The following is a 16,581-nucleotide window of genomic DNA, read 5'->3' as shown; positions in this document are numbered from 1 at the left end:
CGTGGGCTCGGAGATGTGTATAAGAGACAGGGGTGGGAGTTGCAGTGTATTCGAAGCCGGCGGGGGAGGTCCAGGTGATGGTGCCGGTGGCGGATTGCTCAATGTGCCAGTCGGTGTGGTGTTTGACATTGTGGTGGCTGGTGCAGAGCGGGGAGAGGTTGTTGTAGGCGGTTTCGCCGCCGTCGTTCCAGGCGATGGTGTGGTCGAGGTCTGCGGTTGCGGATGACTCGCAGCTGAGAGGGAACGTGCATTCGGTGTGGGTGAGGCGAATGAGATCGTCGAGGTCGGGCGGTGGTTTGTATCGTTCTCGGCCGTAGGTGAGCGCGCATCCGGTGATGGGGTCGGTGAGCACGCGAAGAAACGACGGTGCGCCCTGGACGAGGGTGAGGGCGGTTTGGCGATCAATGGGCCCGTATCCCTCGAGGTGCGCGGGCTCGAGTCGGTCATTCTCGCGTTCGTGGTCGCGGCCGTGCTCGTGCTCGCGTTCGCGTTCGTGGCCGTGCTCGCGCTCGTGCCGGTACTCGGGGTCGTGGCCGTCGGCCGGGAGGGTGTGGCCGAGGAGAGTGAGGGCGGGCACGGTGATGTGGACTCGGGCGCGGATTCCGCGGGTGCCGGCACCGATGCCAGTACCGATGCCAGTACCGATGCCAGTACCGATGCCGGCACCGATGCTGCTGCCAGGGCAGTTCTCCATCCCTGAACCGGTACGGTCGCCGCTGGAGCTGGAGCTGGAGCTGGAGCTGGAGCTGTCAGTGGTGCTCGTGTTGGTGGGGTCGGCGGCGGTGGTCTCGCCGTTGAGGAGGAGGTCGCTCAGGGCGTCGACGCGGAGCTGGGTGAGGGTTCGGCGGTCGCCGGTGTTCTTGGTGGAGCGAGCGAGGTCGGTGGCGCGGTTGTAGATGGCGACGGCTTCGACCGCGGGGAGGTAGTGGGTGAGGTAGGCCATGCCGTTGCTGGCGGGGTCGAGGTAGAGGCGACGGTGTGCGGCGGCGTCGATGTGGCGTTGGATGGCGGTGGTGGGCTGGGCGTGCTCGGTGGCGGCTCGGGCGAGGTGATCGAGACGTTGGGGTGTGACGGTGCGTGCGGCGGGGAGGAGTTCTGCTTCGTAGATGGCGAGGCGGTCTTCGGGAAGGGCGGTGCTGTGTTGCACGATCTTCTCGGCGTGGCGGTAGGAGATCGTGCCGTTGGTTAGTGCCGTGAAAGTGTTGGTGAAGTGGCCGTGGAGAGCCTGACTGGTGTGCACGAGGCGGCGGGCGTCGGCTTCGGAGTGATGGAGGGCGACGGCGAGTTCGGTGACGATCTGGCGCTCGGCAACGACGTCGGATGACCATCGGGGGCCGGCGACGGTCGTGTCGGTGGTGTGGAGCGCGAGGCCGGCGAGACGGGCCTGCTCGACAAGGGTGGTGTGCCGGGCATGGGCTGTGGCGAGGGCGCGGTGGCTCGCCACGACGGCGGTGACGGCGGCGGCGAAGCGATCGCGCCGCGATGATGCGGGGTGCAGCGGTGTCGTCAGCGGTCGGGCGGTATGGGTTTCACCTCGCTCTAAGGCGAGAATTGCTCGGGACATGCGCCAATTCAAGCACTGATTTCAGGGGCACGGGGGTGGAGGCGGCAATCTGTGGAAAGGTCGTTGCGGGCTCCGATTGTGGACGAGTAGTGCCGACAATGGTGCATGCCGGCCGCCCGGCATCGAGCCGCACCGAGCCGAGCCGCACCGAGCCGAGCCCAGAATATTCATTTGCACTTTCTTAGTTAAAGTGCAAAGTTGGTCCCATGCACGATGACCCAGGTACCCAGCCGCCCGCCGGAGGGGTGGCCCATCGCCAGCGACGCGCACGCCAGCGGCTGACCTCGGCGGCGCGCCGGCTCACGGCCGAGCATGGCCTCGCCGGGTTCACGGTGCAGGAGCTCTGCGACGGTGTGGGGGTGTCGCGACGCACGTTCTTCAACTACTTCTCGTCGAAAGACGATGCGGTGCTCGGCTTCGCGAAGGGGGTCGACGAGGGGCAGGTGGCTGCGTTCATGGCAGGCCGGACATCCGGAGCCGCAGCCGAAGCCGGAGCCGGAGCCGAAGCCGAAGCCGGAGCCGCGACAGTCGACCCGGGGCGCCTGATCGATGATCTCGCAGCCCTCGCCGTGGCGCACTTCGACGAGATGGGCTTGACCCCCGACGACACCGCCGAGTTCATCGCCGCCCTGCAACGCGAGCCCGCTCTTCTGCCGGCGCTTGTGCGCTCCGGCCAGGCCGAGCAGCAGCGTTTCGTCGCGCTCGTGGTCGAGCGCGAAGGTCTCACGGGCGAGCGCGACCGGGCGCTGGCCGATGTGGCAGTGGCGATCGTCGGGTCGCTGGTGCGGTTGAGCGCCGATGCGTTCTTCGTCGAGACGAACACCCGCCCGTTCGACGAGATACTGCAGAGCACCCTCGCCACCGCGAAACGGCTGCTGAACGCCGAACAGGCGCCGACGCGTGCCAACACCCAACAGACCAACCCCTCCCAACCGAAAGACCTGGTGACAACCCCATGACGACCGCCAACGCCCTGAAGAGCACGTCGGGGCCGCTGCTGCTCACGAAGCGCCGCATCTGGATCATCTTCGGCGCCCTCATCGCCGGCATGCTGCTCTCGAGTCTCGACCAGACCATCGTCTCGACGGCCATGCCCACCATCGTGGGCCAGCTCGGCGGGGTCGAGAACCAGGCGTGGATCACCACCGCGTACCTCCTGGCCACCACGATCGTGATGCCCATCTACGGCAAGTTCGGCGACGTTCTCGGCCGCCGCAACCTGTTTCTCATCGCCATTGCGCTGTTCACGCTGGCCTCGGTGGGCTGTGCGTTCTCCACCGACTTCTGGATGTTCGTGGTGTTCCGCTCGCTGCAGGGTCTCGGCGGCGGCGGTCTGATGATCTTGTCGCAGGCGATCATCGCCGACATCGTTCCAGCCTCAGAACGCGGCAAGTACCTCGGCCCGCTCGGCGGAATCTTCGGTCTGGCTGCCGTCGGCGGCCCCCTGCTCGGCGGGTTCTTCGTCGATCACCTCACGTGGCAGTGGGCGTTCTACATCAACATTCCGGTGGGCATCATCGCCTTCATCATCACCTGGTTCGCCCTCACGCTGCCGAGCAAACGCGCCACCCTGCGCATCGACATCGCGGGCGTTCTGCTTCTCTCGGCCGCTACGACGTGCCTCATCTTCTTCACCGAATTCGGTGGCAACTCGAGGCACGGCTGGGGCGCGGTCGAAACGTGGATGTTCGGGGTGGGCCTGCTACTGGCCGGCACCGCCTTCGTGCTCGTCGAATCGCGAGCCGAAGACCCGATCATCCCGCTCTCGTTCTTTCGCAACAGCGTCTTCGTCACTGCCACGGCCATCGGCTTCGTTCTCGGCATTGCCATGTTCGCCGCGCTCGCCTTCGTTCCCACCTTCCTTCAGATGGCATCGGGCGCCTCGGCCGCCGCATCGGGCCTGCTGCTCTTGCCCATGATGGTGGGGCTCATCGGAATGTCGATCATCTCGGGCGTCGCCATCACACGCACAGGCAAATACAAGGTGTTCCCCATCGCGGGCACCCTCATCACCGGCGTGGCCATGTTCTGCATGACCACACTGAGCGTCAGCACGCCCATCTGGCTCATCTGCGTGTTCCTGTTCATCTTCGGCGCGGGCCTCGGCCTCATCATGCAGGTGGTGGTGCTCGTCGTTCAGAACTCGGTGCCTGCCAGCCAGGTTGGCACGGCAACGAGCACGAACAACTACTTTCGAGAGGTGGGCTCAGCGCTCGGTGTGGCCGTGTTCGGGGCCCTGTTCACGAGCAGGCTCTCTGAGCAGCTGACCGGCATCTTCACGGGGTCGGGAGCTTCGGCCGCGCAGGCGGCACAGTCGACGGCGAGTCTTGACCCGGCCGCTTTGAATCAGCTGCCGCCGGCCATCCACGACCAGGTGGTGACGGCCTACGCCGACTCGCTGGCACCCGTGTTCTGGTATTTGATTCCGTTCATTGCCATCGCCTTCGTGCTGTCACTGCTGTTGAAGCAGATTCCGCTCTCGGATGTTGCGGGTATGGTGGCGCGCGGCGAAGCGGTCAGCGGAGCCGAGGCCGAAGACCTCGAAGCGGCGAGGGTCGCGGGGCTGGTCGAGGCGAAGAGGGATGCGCAGCACGCTGTGACGAAGGCCGACCCGGCCGTGAAGACCGACGCGCCTCAGTAGTAGACCGACGCGCCTCAGTAGTAGGTCGACACGTCGGGCGGTGTCAGCCGTCGTTGACGTCGGTCGACTCGTCGTCGGTTGCAGCATCTGGCTCGTCGGGTTCAGGCTCATCGGCGATGGTCGGGTCGACCCCTGACGGCACGGCGTCGGTGGTCGGACCGTTGCCGACGACTCCTTCGCCGTCGGGGTAGCCAGCAGAATCGGGGTACTCGGGAGAAGCGGTGCTTTCAGACATGGCTTCACGATACCCGCCGACTGCGAGAGCGTCGAGGGGGCCTGGCCTGTGGGTCAGATCTGGTTGGCCGCGATGATGAGCAGCGTCACAAGTGCCACGGCGGCAATGGTCAGCATCAGGGCGGCGAGGATGCCCAGCCGCAGCCGGCCGCGACGGGTGACCAACTGGGTGATGACCATGCCCGCGTACAGGAGCACCACCACTGCGAGGGCGATGGCCGCGAGGCCGTGCGGTTCGAACGGCAGCACCCAGATGAGCACCGCGGCGGCGATGAGGGCGAAGAGGCCGCCCACGATGAGCCACATGCGCCCGGTCGAGGTGGTGAGCGAGGGCTGGTTGGTCACCTTGGTGGGGTCGAGTGGTTCACGCAGTTCACGCGGTTCACGCGGTTCACGCGGTTCGGATGGGAGCGTCATGCCGGGCCTCTCTCAAGAGTCGTCCCTGTCTCAGGAATCGTTCATCTCTGAGCGTACGATTATTGAACGCCCAATGGGGCGACGCCTTCGGTTCAGGAGATAACGTGCCAGTTGAATATTCCGCTCCCCTCTCTGCCGGCCTCACGGCCCTGCTCGATTCGGTGCCCGAAACGGCGCCCATCGAAACCGCCGCCATCGAGTACCACGATGACGGCACCGCCTTCGGTGGGTTCGTTGCCAGGCCGGCGGGTGCTGATGCGGTGCCGCTGCGGCCCGGGGTGCTGGTCATCTCCGACTGGTCGGGCCTCGGCGACCACGCCAAGGTGAGGGCACAGATGCTGGCGCGCCTCGGCTACATCGCTCTGGCGGGCGATGTCTACGGGGGCGGCCAGTTGCTCGGCGACGATGAAGCCCCGGCGGCGGCCGGAAGATTCTATGGCGACACCGAGCTGTTTCGGGAGCGCATGCGCTCGAACCTCGAGAGACTCCGCAGCGAACCGGGTGTCGACACCGAGCGCATCGCGGTGATGGGGTACTGCTTCGGCGGCAGCGCTGCGCTCGAGCTCGCCCGCGACGGGGCAGAGGTCGCCGGGGTGGTGTCATTCCACGGCAGGCTCGCCACCGGGCATCCGGCAGCCGAAGGCGCTGTGCGGTCGCCCGTGCTGGTACTCACCGGGGCGAACGACCCGGTCGTTCCCGACGAGCAGGTCGTCGCGTTCGAGAACGAGCTGAGGGAATCCGGGGCCGCCGACTGGCAGGTGGTCAGTTACAGCGGCGCAATGCACGCGTTCACCATGCCCGACGCCAATTCGCCCGAGTATGGCGCCGCGTTCGACGCTCACGCGAACCAGCGCTCATGGGTGGCCATGCGGGCGTTCTTCGATGAGATCTTCGCGTGAGCATCTACACGTGAACGAGCGGGTCAGAGCGGCGGAAGGGTGGGTGGTGTCGTGAAGCGGGCATCCGGAGCGCCGATGACACTCAGCGAGGCGAAACGCATCGAAGCGCATTTTGCGAACGGCACACTCGACCCCGATCTGCCGGGTACCCGCGAGATCGTCAACGAGGCGCACCGCGTTCACGTGAACGCCATGCTCTGGGGCTCGACCCGAGCCGAGCCGCACCGGCGGCGGGTCAGGGGCGGTATCGCGCTCGGAATCGGCATGGTGGTGGCGACGGTGGGCGGGTTCTGCGTACCGTTCCTGGCGTCACGCTGAGGCGCTACTCCCGCTCTCGTGACCGTGACCGCTCGGCGAACCAGCCGTGCTCACCCAGCATGCGCCAGACGGTGGTGGTGAGTTCGGGGTACTGCAGCGCGATCTGCCGCAGCAGGCGATACTCGCGCGCCGATGATCCGCGTTGGCCGTCGTTCGCCGTGATGGCGTCGGCTCGCAGCAGGTAGACCACGAGCTCGTCAGTGCTCGGCATCTCGTGCACGAATTCCCACGGGTCTTCGCCCGACCGCAGCCGGTCGTTGACGACGGTGTCGAGTTCTTCGCGGGCCTCGGCGCGCAGCACTTCGAGGCTCGCCCGGTTGCGTGGCGGGGACGAGTTCTGATGCTCGTTCGGTTGTGCGTTCTGCTCCACCCCTTCAGCCTAAACACCGTTTCTGTATGCGGGGTACCGGGGTGAATGACATCTGCAGGCTTCTGTCAGCCCACGCCAACCACACAGTGATGCGCGTCTCGTAGGCTCGTCGGGTGCAGACGCCCGTCTGTAGTTCCCGAAGAGAGAAGTAGCCCCCATGCGAGCTCGCGCGAGTCTGATCGTTGCCGGCGCGGTTCTCGCGTGCGCCATCGGCGGCACCGCGCTCGTGGTGAACCTCTTCGGCTCGGGGTCGAACCCATTCGCTTCCAAGGTGACGAGCGCCACCGCCCTCACCTGCCCGGCCGCGGCCGACGTCACGGTGGGCAGCATCACGGTGCCTGCTGGGCCCGTCGCCGGGTACTGCCAGGCGCAACTGGTGAACGCGGCCGAGATCATGAACGCCGGTGACACGATGGGGGTGGGCCCACACACAAAGGCGATCGGCGTGATGACGGCTATGGGTGAGTCGGGTCTTCGCAACCTCGACTACGGCGACGCGGCGGGAGCCGACAGCCGCGGCCTTTTTCAGCAGCGCGACAACGGCGCGTGGGGTACCCTGGCCGACCGCATGGATCCGTACACCGCGGCCGTGAACTTCTTCGGCGCGCTCGAGGCCCTGCCCGACTGGACCAGCCTCACCCCTACAGAGGCCGCTCACGCCGTGCAGGTGAACGCCGACCCGAACTACTATGCGAACTATTTCGCTGACGCAGAGACGGTGGTCACGACGCTGTCGGGCCGGTAACGAACCGCGCCAGGAAGGCGTGCCATCCAGAAGACCTGACGACCGTGTCAGACGAGCCCGTGCTGGTACGCGAAGATCACCAGCTGAACCCGGTCGCGCAGTTCGAGTTTGCCGAGGATGCGGCTCACGTGCGTCTTCACGGTGGCCTCGCTGAGGTGCAGCTCGCCCGCGATCTCGGCGTTGCTCAGACCGCGGGCGACAAGGTCGAACAGATCGCGCTCGCGCGGGGTGAGCAGCGAGAGGGTGTCTTCGCGATTGGAGCCGGCGCCCGAGCCAGTATCGACAGGCGAGGCGAAGCGCCGCACGAGGTTCGCAGTGGCACCCGGGGCGATGACGGCGTTGCCCGCGTGAACCGTGCGAATGGCCGCCAGCAGAAACTCGGGGTTGGTCGTTTTCAGCAGAAACCCGCTCGCGCCGGCGTTGATGGCGCGAAAGGTCTTGTCGTCGAGGTCGAAGGTGGTCAAGACGATGATCCGCGGCACCGTTTCGGCCGCCGGATGCCCGGGCCGACCCTGCACGATCAAGCCGGTGGCCTCGATTCCGCCCATCTGCGGCATCTCGAGATCCATCAGCACCACGTCGACAGGGGTTGAAGCGCTGAGCGCGACCGCCTCCGCACCGTTGGAGGCCTCCCACCGCACGCTGAGGTCGGGTTGCGAGTTGATCACCATGGCGATGCCCGCCCGGAACAGCGGCTGATCATCGGTGAGGCCTACGCGAATCTCGGCGGTCATCTGCTGCTCTCACTGGGGAAGGGGGTGCGGGGCTGGGTGGGGAGATGCTGAAGGGGTGAGGCTGAGGAGTACGGCAGGTAGCCACGAACGCGAAAGCCTCGGGAGACGTCGGTGCGAGGCCCGGTTTCGACCCCGCCGCCCAGCAGGCGCATGCGCTCGGTCATGCCGATGAGCCCCTGGCCCGATGTGCCGATGAGGCTGCGAGTGCCTGTGCCCGGCTCGTCGGTCAGCACGTCGAAGTGAACGGCGCTCGCCTGCCAGTCGAGCCGCAGGTCGACCGCCGACCCGTGCCCGCCGTGCTTGATCGCGTTCGTGAGGCTCTCCTGAAGAACGCGGAACAGCGCCAGCTCGTGGGCCGCGCTGAGCGCCACCCGGGAGCCCGTCTCGGTGACGGTCACGGCGAGCCCGGCATCCCTGACGCTTGCCACCATGACGCCGAGCCCTGCCGCGCCGAGCGCCGGCCGCGCCGCCGGATCGCGCGGCTCTCGCAGCACGCTCAGCAGTTCGTGCACGTCGTCGAGCGCTGCCCGGGCCGTGCGGCCGATGGTCTCGAGCGCACGGGTCTCCGCCTCGGGGTCTGCGGCTTTCGCGTACCGAGCCCCGTCAGACTGCGCGATGACCACGGCCAGGGCATGACCGATGAGGTCGTGCATCTCGCGGCTGAGCAGGGCGCGCTCGCGTTCCTCGGCGAGCGTCGCCTCGGCCATGATGCGGTCGTGCAGCCGCCCGAGTCGTTGGCCGGCCGCGGCCCGTCTGTTGCGTACGAGCACTCCGAGCGCCCAGAAGAGCGCCAGCGCCGCAGCGATGACCGCGCTGACGAGCACGAAGTAGACCCCGCGGTAGAACGGATCGGTGGGCAGCAGTGCGCTGTCGCTCGTCTTCGGGGCGAAGAGAACGAGCCGGGCGCCGGCCACCGCACCGCCCACTACGCTCGAAGCGAGGCCCGCCCAGCGAACGAATCTCTGCTCGGTGAGGCCGGTGGCGAAGACCGCGCCGAGAATCAGGATGTCTCCGAGAATCAGCCCGTCGACGGTACCGATCTGCACCAGCGCCCCGACCCAGGCGATCGCGAGGCCGAGGCCGGGCATCCGGCGCCAGAAAGCGAGCGAGAGGGCGAAGACGATGTCGATGAGCATGCCAGGGACGCCGTCACGCACGAAATCGGCTGCGCCGAACAGGGCGAAGGCGAGAACCGCGATGGCCGCGTCGGCCAGCCGGGGGTGTGATTCGAACCAGGCCAGCACAGTCGACACTCTAGCCGTGCTGGAACCTAACGAGATGTGTGCGGGTTTCGTTCAATCCCGTCTGCACCACCCGAACGGCCGAAGGTTAGGTTAGGGTTACCTTTGTTCGATCTTTCGTGCTCTCACAGAAAAGACCCTGTACTGCCATGAACCGCCTTCCCCTCGTTTTCGCCGCCGCTCTAGCCGCAACTGCGCTGACGCTCACCGGATGCTCGTCTGCGAGCACCACGCCGGCCGCCACCGCCGGGGCGACCGGCGCCGCCTCGTTCTCGGGAACGAGTCTCACGGTCTACAACGCCCAGCACGAAGAACTCACCCAGGAGTGGGCTGACGAGTTCACGAAGGAGACAGGCGTCACCGTAACGCTCCGCAACGGTTCTGACTCTGAACTCGGCAACCAGATCATCGCCGAAGGCGCCGCGTCGCCGGCCGATGTGTTTCTCGCCGAGAACTCACCCTCGATGTCGCTGGTCGAGAATGCCGGGCTGTTCGCCGCCATCGACGCCGACACGCTGGCTCAGGTTCCCACCGCGTACAAGCCTTCGACCGGCAAGTGGACGGGCATCGCTGCCCGTTCGACGGTGGTCGTCTACAACCCGTCGCTGATCAGTGAGGCCGAACTGCCCGCGTCGCTGCTCGACCTGGCCGACGCGAAATACAAGGGCAAGTGGGCTGCGTCACCCGGCGGCGCCGACTTCCAGGCCATCGTCTCTGCACTGCTCGCCGAGAAGGGGCATGACGCGACGCTGGCATGGCTCACCTCGATGAAAGCCAACTTCACCGCGTACAAGGGCAACAGCACCGTCATGAAGGCGGTCAATGCCGGCGAGATTCCGCTCGGGGTGATCTACCACTATTACTGGTTCATCGACCAGGCCGGCACCAAGGAGAACAGCCTCAACACGAAGCTGCACTACATCAAGAACGAAGATCCGGGTGCATTCGTCAGCGTTTCCGGCGGCGGTGTGCTCGCTTCGAGCAAGAACCAGGCGGCAGCGCAGGCGTTCGTGAAGTTCATCACGGGCAAGGCCGGCCAGGGCATCCTGCAGACCGGAACGAGCTTCGAATACCCCGTTGCCAGCGAGGTCGCACCGAACCCCGCACTGCCGACGTTGGCTTCGCTCGAAGCACCCACCATCGACCCCTCTACGCTGAACAGCACAGAGGTTACCGATCTCATGACGCAGGCGGGCCTGCTGTAGTCGAAACCCTATGGCTGAACGTATTCAGAATGACCGGCGGAAGGTCGTGAGTCGAGGCTCACGACCTTCCGCTCTGCTCGTTGTGCTGGTGTGCCTCATCGCAGTGGTGATGCTGGTGCCCGTGGGATACGTGCTCAGTATCGTTCTGCAGGTGGGGTGGAGCACGCTCGCGCCGCTGATCTTCCGGCCGAAGGTCGGCGAACTGCTTGTCAACTCGCTGCTGCTGGTCGGGTTCGGGGTGCCGCTGTGCGTGGCCCTGGGTGTGGGGGGTGCCTGGCTTGTCGAACGCACCACTCTGCCGGGGCGACGGGTCTGGGGAGTGCTGCTGGCGGCCCCTCTGGCCATTCCTGCATTCGTGAGCAGCTACGGCTGGGTGAGTGCCGTACCCTCGATCGGTGGTCTCGGTGGGGGTCTGCTCATTGCGACGCTGGCGTACTTTCCGCTCGTCTACCTGCCGGCCGTGGCTACCCTTCGGGGCCTCGACCCAGCCCTCGAAGAGTCGGCCCGGTCGCTCGGGTTGGGGCCGTGGGCCGTGTTCTTTCGAGTGGTTCTGCCGCAACTGAGGCTGGCCGTCTGGGGCGGCGGCCTCGTGGTGGCGCTTCATCTGCTCGCCGAGTACGGGGCATTCGCGCTCATTCGGTTCGACACCTTCACGACAGCGATCGTCGTGCAGTACGAGTCGACGTTCGCAGGGCCGGCGGCGAGCGCACTCGGGGCCGTGTTGGCGACCGTCTGCCTGGTGCTGTTGGTGGTCGAGGCGTCGACCAGGGGGCGGGCCCGCTTCGCGCGCCTCGGTTCGGGGGTGGCGCGCAGGGCGACGCCGGCGAGGCTCGGGGCCTTCGCGCCCCTTGCCCTGGTGGGGCTTGCTCTTCTCTCGGTGCTGTCGATCGGCGTGCCCGTGGCGAGCCTCGTGCGCTGGCTGAGCGTCGGCGACCCGTGGTCGCAGCGAGAGCTGCCCACTTCGATCATTCAAACCGTTCTCCTCGCCGGAGGCGGCGCTGTAGCCGCCGTGCTCGTCGCGTTGCCGGTCGCGTGGCTCAGCGTTCGGCACCCCAGCCGCCGTGCGCGGGTGCTCGAAGGGGCGACCTACGTCGCGAGCAGTCTGCCCGCCATCATCATTGCGCTGGCGCTCGTCACCGTGACGATTCGCCTCGTTCCGGCGCTCTACCAGACCCCCTTCACTGTCGGCCTGGCCTACGTGATCATCTTTCTGCCCCGGGCCCTGGTGAGCCTGCGCACAGGGCTCGCCCAAGCCCCGGTTGCCCTGGAAGAGGCGGCAGAGGCCCTCGGGCATTCGCTGGTCTCGGCGCGCCTTCGCGTCACCCTGCCCCTTCTGCTGCCCTCGATCGGTGCCGCCGCGGCACTGGTCGGGCTGGGGGCCGCGAACGAACTCACCGCCACCCTGCTGCTGGCGCCCAACGGCACCCGAACGCTCGCCACCCAGTTCTGGTCGGCGAGCTCGGCCGTCGCGTACTCGAACGCCGCGCCCTATGCGGTGCTGCTGATTCTCCTTTCTGTGCCCGCCGTCGCGCTGCTGTTCGCGCAATCCCGAAAGCGTGTGACCACATGAGTGCCCTCTCTGTCTCCGGTGTGTCGAAGACCCTCGGCGGGATAGCCGTTCTCGCCGACGTGACGTTCTCGCTGCCATCGGGCACCCGGATGGCCGTGGTCGGGGCCTCTGGCAGCGGAAAGAGCACGCTGCTGCGGTTGATCGCCGGGTTCGACCGGGTGGATGCCGGGCGGATCGTGCTGGGGGGCAGGGTGGTGTCGGCGGCGGCTGGTGCTTCTGCGTCGGGGCTGGCCGAGGGCGGTATCGATGCCGGTGGCGGTGCCGCTGCCGCTGACGCTGCCGGTGCCGGTGCTGGTGCCGGTGCCGGGCGGGGCGGTGGGGCGCGTGCTGTCTCGGTGCCGGCGCATCGGCGCGGGGTCGGGTACGTGGCGCAAGACGGCGCGCTCTTTCCGCACCTCACGGTTCGGCAGAATCTGCGCTTCGGCCTGTCGGGTGGTCGTTCGGCCGGTCATTCGGGAGGCCTATCGGGTGCGTTGTCGGGTGGCCGGGCGGCGGCAGAACGCCGGGTTCGCGAGGTGGCCGAGCTCGTGGCCCTCGACAGCGGGCTGCTCGGGCGGTTTCCGCACGAGCTCTCGGGCGGCCAACAGCAGCGCGTGGCCCTGGCGCGTGCGCTCACCCCCGAGCCCGGCATCATTCTGCTCGACGAACCGTTCAGTGCTCTCGACACCGGCCTGCGGGCGCAGACGCGTGAGGCCGTCATCGCCGCGCTCGAGCACAGCGGTGTGACGACAGTGCTCGTGACACACGACCAGGAGGAGGCCCTCTCGTTCGGCCACTCGATCGGCCTGCTGACGGGCGGCCGGTTGGTTCAGACGGGGGAGCCCTCTGCGGTGTTCGACAGCCCGGTCGACGCGTGGGCGGCTGAGTTCCTGGGCGCCGCTGTGCTGCTGCCGGTGGAGGTCGTGCGTGGTGTTGCGCACTCGGCGCTCGGTGAGTTGCCCGTGCGGCACGACCGGAGCATTGGCGGTGCCCGCCCGACCACGGCACTTCTTCGACCAGACCAGCTGCGCCTGATGGCGGATGCGGGTGCGAATGCATCGGCGGCGAACGCGGTGGTGCTCGAGGTAACGCTGCGGGGGTCGCATGCGCGCGTTACGGTTCGTGCAGGTGCAGGTGCAGGTGCAGGTGCAGGTGCAGGTGCAGGTGCAGGTGGTGATGCTCGTGGGGTCGAGATCGACGTGCGGGTGCCGCTGGCTGAGGCTGGGCAGTTCGCCAGAGGGGTTCCCGCGCGCATCCAGGTGACCGGCGGAGTCGTCGTCTACTGAGCCAGGGCACGACGGGCCGATGGAGTCGCAAGGGGGCTAGACGGTGTCGGTGGCGCCGTGTAGACCGGTGGTATGACGGAGACAGAGGGCGCCCGGGGCGACCACGAACGAATCGAATTGGTGCCGCTGGCCGGCAGTGAGCGGCCGCCGGCTCGGCAGGCGCTGGCCGCTGCTCGGGCGCTTCCGCCCGCTGCACTGGTCGACGCGACCGTGGTGCTGCGCCGGGAGGCTTCGGGGCAGCTGGGGGCGGCACCGGCAGATGTCGAGCTCGTGACGTCGACTCTCGAAGGGCTGGGGCTCAGCGTGCTGCTGGTCGATGCGGCCTCGCGGCGAGTGCGAGTCGAGGGCACGGCGGCCCAGGTGGGGCGCGTCTTCGGCACATCGCTCGAGGCGGTGACGAGCAGCGCGCCCGACGGGCAACGGGTTGAGCACCGCCACCGTACGGGTGGGCTGAGCATTCCTGTCGCGCTCGAGGGGGTCGTGACGGCTGTGCTGGGGCTGGATGATCGGCCGCAGGCCCGCGCCCAGTTTCGGGTTGCTGAAGCGCGAGCCGCGACGGTGAGTTACACGCCGGTCGAGTTGGGCCAGATCTACCGTTTTCCGGCCGACACCGATGGGTCGGGGCAGACGGTCGCCATCGTCGAACTCGGCGGTGGGTATCAGCAGAGCGACCTCGACACGTACTTCGGCGGGCTCGGAGTGGGGTCACCGCGCGTGACGGCGGTGGGTGTCGATGGGGCGAAGAACGTGCCGGGCGGTGACCCGACGGGGGCCGACGGCGAGGTGCTGCTCGACATCGAGGTGGTGGGCGGGCTGAGCCCGAAGGCATCGATCGTGGTGTACTTCGCGCCCAACACCGACGCCGGCTTTCTCGACGCCGTCGCCACGGCGGCCCACTCCACGCCCACGCCTGCCGCAATGAGCATCAGCTGGGGCCAGAGCGAAGACGAGTGGACGCCGCAGGCACGAACCGCGCTCGACGACGCCCTCGCCGATGCGGCGACGCTCGGCGTGACGGTGACCGCGGCTGCGGGCGACAACGGCAGCTCCGACGGCGCAGCCGACGGCAGGAACCACGCCGACTTTCCGGCGTCGAGCCCCCACGCGCTCGCGTGCGGCGGCACGAGCCTGCACGCCACCGCAACCCGCGTGAACTCAGAGACGGTGTGGAACAACGGCGCCGGCAAAGGCGCCACGGGCGGCGGCGTGAGCGATGTGTTCGGGCTGCCGAGCTGGCAGAGTGCGGCCGGCGTTCCGGCGGGTGCCGCGCCCAATGGACCCGGTGGGCGTGGGGTGCCGGATGTCGCGGCGAACGCCGACCCGGCGACGGGGTACGAGGTGCTGGTCGACGGCAAGCGGGCGGTCTACGGCGGAACCAGTGCGGTCGCCCCGCTCTGGGCTGCGCTCGTGGCGAGGCTGGTTCAGTCGCTCGGCACGCCGCTCGGGCTGCTGCAGCCGCGGTTGTACGCGCTGGCGGCAGCGAGCACGGGCACGGGCACGGGAGCGGGTTCGTCGGCGGCCGGGCTTCGCGATGTCACCGAGGGTTCGAACGGTGCCTTCACGGCCGGCCCGGGCTGGGATGCGTGCACGGGTCTGGGTGTACCCGACGGCACGGCGTTGCTTGCCGCCCTCGCGGCGACGAAGCCGGGCGCCTAGCGGCTCACCCTCGCGACCGCGGAGAGTGCTGACCGCTCAGCGGCGGCGAGGCCATTACGCGGCTGCCGTCGGCGAGGCCCTGAACGACTTCGTCGAGGGCATCCGTCGCTGACACCTGCGGTGACCAGCCGAGCACGGTTCGCGCCCGCTCGGTCGACATGACGGGTACGCCTGCGGCGATGTCGATCCAGCCCGGGTCGGTGGGCTGCAGGCGCAGCTTCCACGTTGCCCACACCAGTAGGCGCGCGGCAGCCAGCCGAACCGGCACACTGCGACTCGCGCCGAGCGCTTCGGCGATGAGCGGGGGTGTCAGCACAGGTTCGGCGGCGAGGTTGAAGGCGCCCGCCTCACGCCGGTCGATTGCGCGGCAGAACGCATCGGCCACATCGCTCGCGTGCACGGCCTGGAAGATGGTCTGCACCGGCAACGGAACCACCGGCGGCCGAATCAGCCCCAGCCATCCCGTCGGCAGCAGCGGCCCGAGAAACAGGCCGTGCAGCTCTGCCGCCGCCCGGCGCTGAAAAACAAGCCCCGGCCGCATGAGCGTGACCCGCACGCCGGGGTTCTCGGCCTCGAACCGCTCGAACGCCCGCTCGTTCACGGCCTTGTGGCGACTGTAGTGCGACGTGTGCAGCCCGCCGGTCGGCCAGTTCTCGTCGACCCGACGGTGTTTCGGGCCCGCGCTGTAGGCGCCCACTGATGACGCAGCGAGAATGTGCGGCACTCCGGCTCGCGCGACGGCCGCCAGAATGGCCCGCGTTCCGGTGACGTTGGTGCGCCACAGTGTGGCCTCGTCGCGGTTGGGCTGCAGCGCCCAGCCCAGGTGCACCACTGCATCGGCCCCTGCGAACACCGTCGCCAGCCGTTCGGTCGCGCGGTCGTCGGCGATGTCGAGCGGGTGCCACTCAACTGCGCTGTAGGGCGCCGCCGCGGTGTTCGGCACGCGCCGTGCGACACCTACAATCTGGGTGACCGCGGGTTCGCTCTGCAATCGGGTGAGCAGGGCGGTGCCGAGGTTTCCGGTGGCTCCGACGACAACGATGCGCATGGGACTCCTCTGGCGGGTACAGGATGCCCGGGCGGGCGTCTCGGTTCATCCCATCACCAATCGGGCGGGTGTCGCCCGGGGTTGACACGCCTAGTGCTGCGGGTAGATCGTCTCGCCGCGTTCGAGCATCTCGACGTACTCGGCGATCTTGCGGGCTCTGGTCTCTGCCCTCTTCACCGAGCCGATGCGAAAGAGAATGGCGTACCGGTTCACGCTCGAAAGTCCGCTGAAGAAGGCCGCGGCCAGGGGCCGTGCTGCCAGGGCGAGGGCAAGATCATCCGGAACCACAATGGTTTTCGAGCCGGCATACGCGGCCGCCCAGCGCCCGTCAGACTTCGCGCGCTCGACCTCGGCGAGCCCGGCAGGCCGCATGCGCCCGTCGGCGATGAGGCGGTCGACGCGGTCGCGGTTGATCTCTGACCACATTCCGCGCGGGCGTCGTGGGCCGAAGTTCTGCAGAAAGTAGTTGTCGTCGAGGCGGTTCTTCTGGCCGTCGATCCAGCCGAAGCAGAGGGCGCTGTCGAGGGCGTCGCTGTAGCTCACGCTGGGCTGGGCGCCGCCCTTCTTGGCGATGGCGAGCCGCACACCGGGTGATACGGCGTGATTCTCGGCGAGCCACGCGTGCCAGGCCGCTGCATCGGGGCTGAAGTGCATCTCACGGTCGAGCATGACGG

At 67.9% G+C, this 16,581-nt stretch carries 17 protein-coding genes; 9 read left to right on the top strand and 8 right to left on the bottom strand.

The genetic code is table 11. The annotated features are described in order from the left end of the window. Positions 1 to 1,564, bottom strand: a 1,564-nt coding sequence (locus QN358_RS09430; RefSeq protein WP_323512177.1) for an HNH endonuclease signature motif containing protein, incomplete at its 3' end; no start/stop codon positions are given. A 206-nt stretch (positions 1,565 to 1,770) separates the two neighbouring features. Between QN358_RS09430 and QN358_RS09425 the strand changes: the two genes are divergently transcribed. Then, a complete protein-coding gene (locus QN358_RS09425; protein WP_323512176.1) occupies positions 1,771 to 2,523 on the top strand; it encodes a helix-turn-helix domain-containing protein in 753 nt (250 codons plus the stop codon). Then, on the top strand, positions 2,520 to 4,205 hold the full coding sequence (locus QN358_RS09420) for an MDR family MFS transporter (protein WP_323512174.1): 1,686 nt from the start codon (positions 2,520 to 2,522) through the stop codon (positions 4,203 to 4,205). Before QN358_RS09425 ends, QN358_RS09420 begins: the two co-directional genes overlap by 4 nt. 43 nt (positions 4,206 to 4,248) lie before the next feature. Here QN358_RS09420 and QN358_RS09415 read toward each other — a convergent pair whose 3' ends face one another. Then, positions 4,249 to 4,440, bottom strand: coding sequence for a hypothetical protein (locus QN358_RS09415; RefSeq protein WP_136640980.1), 192 nt, complete (start codon positions 4,438 to 4,440; stop codon positions 4,249 to 4,251). 53 nt (positions 4,441 to 4,493) lie between these two features. Then, on the bottom strand, positions 4,494 to 4,856 hold the full coding sequence (locus tag QN358_RS09410) for a hypothetical protein (RefSeq protein WP_323512173.1): 363 nt from the start codon (positions 4,854 to 4,856) through the stop codon (positions 4,494 to 4,496). Positions 4,857 to 4,960: 104 nt separating this feature from the next. On the opposite strand from QN358_RS09410, the gene QN358_RS09405 reads away from it, so the two are divergent. Next, entirely contained in the window at positions 4,961 to 5,755 is a 795-nt protein-coding gene (locus tag QN358_RS09405) for a dienelactone hydrolase family protein (RefSeq protein ID WP_237280252.1), read from the top strand. A 75-nt stretch (positions 5,756 to 5,830) separates the two neighbouring features. Further along, positions 5,831 to 6,073, top strand: a complete 243-nt coding sequence (locus QN358_RS09400) for a hypothetical protein (RefSeq protein ID WP_136640988.1) — start codon at positions 5,831 to 5,833, stop codon at positions 6,071 to 6,073. Between the two features lie 4 nt (positions 6,074 to 6,077). On the opposite strand, the gene QN358_RS09395 is transcribed toward QN358_RS09400, so the two are convergent. Beyond that, positions 6,078 to 6,443, bottom strand: a complete 366-nt coding sequence (locus QN358_RS09395) for a tryptophan synthase subunit alpha (RefSeq protein WP_136640992.1) — start codon at positions 6,441 to 6,443, stop codon at positions 6,078 to 6,080. Between the two features lie 157 nt (positions 6,444 to 6,600). Between QN358_RS09395 and QN358_RS09390 the strand changes: the two genes are divergently transcribed. Further along, a complete protein-coding gene (locus QN358_RS09390; protein ID WP_136640995.1) occupies positions 6,601 to 7,188 on the top strand; it encodes a hypothetical protein in 588 nt (195 codons plus the stop codon). Positions 7,189 to 7,235: 47 nt separating this feature from the next. Here the strand turns inward: QN358_RS09390 and QN358_RS09385 are convergent, their stop codons facing one another. Then, positions 7,236 to 7,922, bottom strand: a complete 687-nt coding sequence (locus tag QN358_RS09385) for a response regulator transcription factor (protein WP_323512172.1) — start codon at positions 7,920 to 7,922, stop codon at positions 7,236 to 7,238. Next, entirely contained in the window at positions 7,919 to 9,166 is a 1,248-nt protein-coding gene (locus QN358_RS09380) for a sensor histidine kinase (RefSeq protein ID WP_136641000.1), read from the bottom strand. The genes QN358_RS09385 and QN358_RS09380 overlap by 4 nt, the downstream gene beginning before the upstream one ends. Positions 9,167 to 9,312: 146 nt before the next feature. On the opposite strand from QN358_RS09380, the gene QN358_RS09375 reads away from it, so the two are divergent. The 4 genes from QN358_RS09375 (at position 9,313) to QN358_RS09360 (ending at position 14,859) form a co-directional block, all read left to right on the top strand. Next, entirely contained in the window at positions 9,313 to 10,368 is a 1,056-nt protein-coding gene (locus QN358_RS09375; protein WP_136641003.1) for an iron ABC transporter substrate-binding protein, read from the top strand. Between the two features lie 10 nt (positions 10,369 to 10,378). Further along, entirely contained in the window at positions 10,379 to 11,938 is a 1,560-nt protein-coding gene (locus tag QN358_RS09370; protein ID WP_136641008.1) for an ABC transporter permease, read from the top strand. Beyond that, complete coding sequence (locus QN358_RS09365; RefSeq protein ID WP_323512171.1) at positions 11,935 to 13,203, top strand: ABC transporter ATP-binding protein; 1,269 nt, start codon at positions 11,935 to 11,937, stop codon at positions 13,201 to 13,203. The genes QN358_RS09370 and QN358_RS09365 overlap by 4 nt, the downstream gene beginning before the upstream one ends. A gap of 72 nt (positions 13,204 to 13,275) precedes the next feature. Beyond that, the gene (locus QN358_RS09360) at positions 13,276 to 14,859 is read left to right on the top strand and encodes a S53 family peptidase (RefSeq protein WP_136641015.1); all 1,584 of its coding nucleotides are present in this window, start codon (positions 13,276 to 13,278) and stop codon (positions 14,857 to 14,859) included. 4 nt (positions 14,860 to 14,863) lie between these two features. On the opposite strand, the gene QN358_RS09355 is transcribed toward QN358_RS09360, so the two are convergent. Together QN358_RS09355 and QN358_RS09350 are read right to left on the bottom strand one after the other, a co-directional pair. Then, entirely contained in the window at positions 14,864 to 15,907 is a 1,044-nt protein-coding gene (locus QN358_RS09355) for an NAD-dependent epimerase/dehydratase family protein (protein WP_323512170.1), read from the bottom strand. A gap of 90 nt (positions 15,908 to 15,997) precedes the next feature. Next, positions 15,998 to 16,576, bottom strand: a complete 579-nt coding sequence (locus tag QN358_RS09350) for a YdeI/OmpD-associated family protein (protein ID WP_323512169.1) — start codon at positions 16,574 to 16,576, stop codon at positions 15,998 to 16,000. Positions 16,577 to 16,581 lie beyond the last annotated feature (5 nt).

The organism is Subtercola sp. RTI3, from assembly GCF_035018625.1.
Taxonomy (GTDB): Bacteria; Actinomycetota; Actinomycetes; order Actinomycetales; family Microbacteriaceae; genus Subtercola; species Subtercola vilae.
This window is presented reverse-complemented; position numbering and strand designations above follow the sequence as displayed.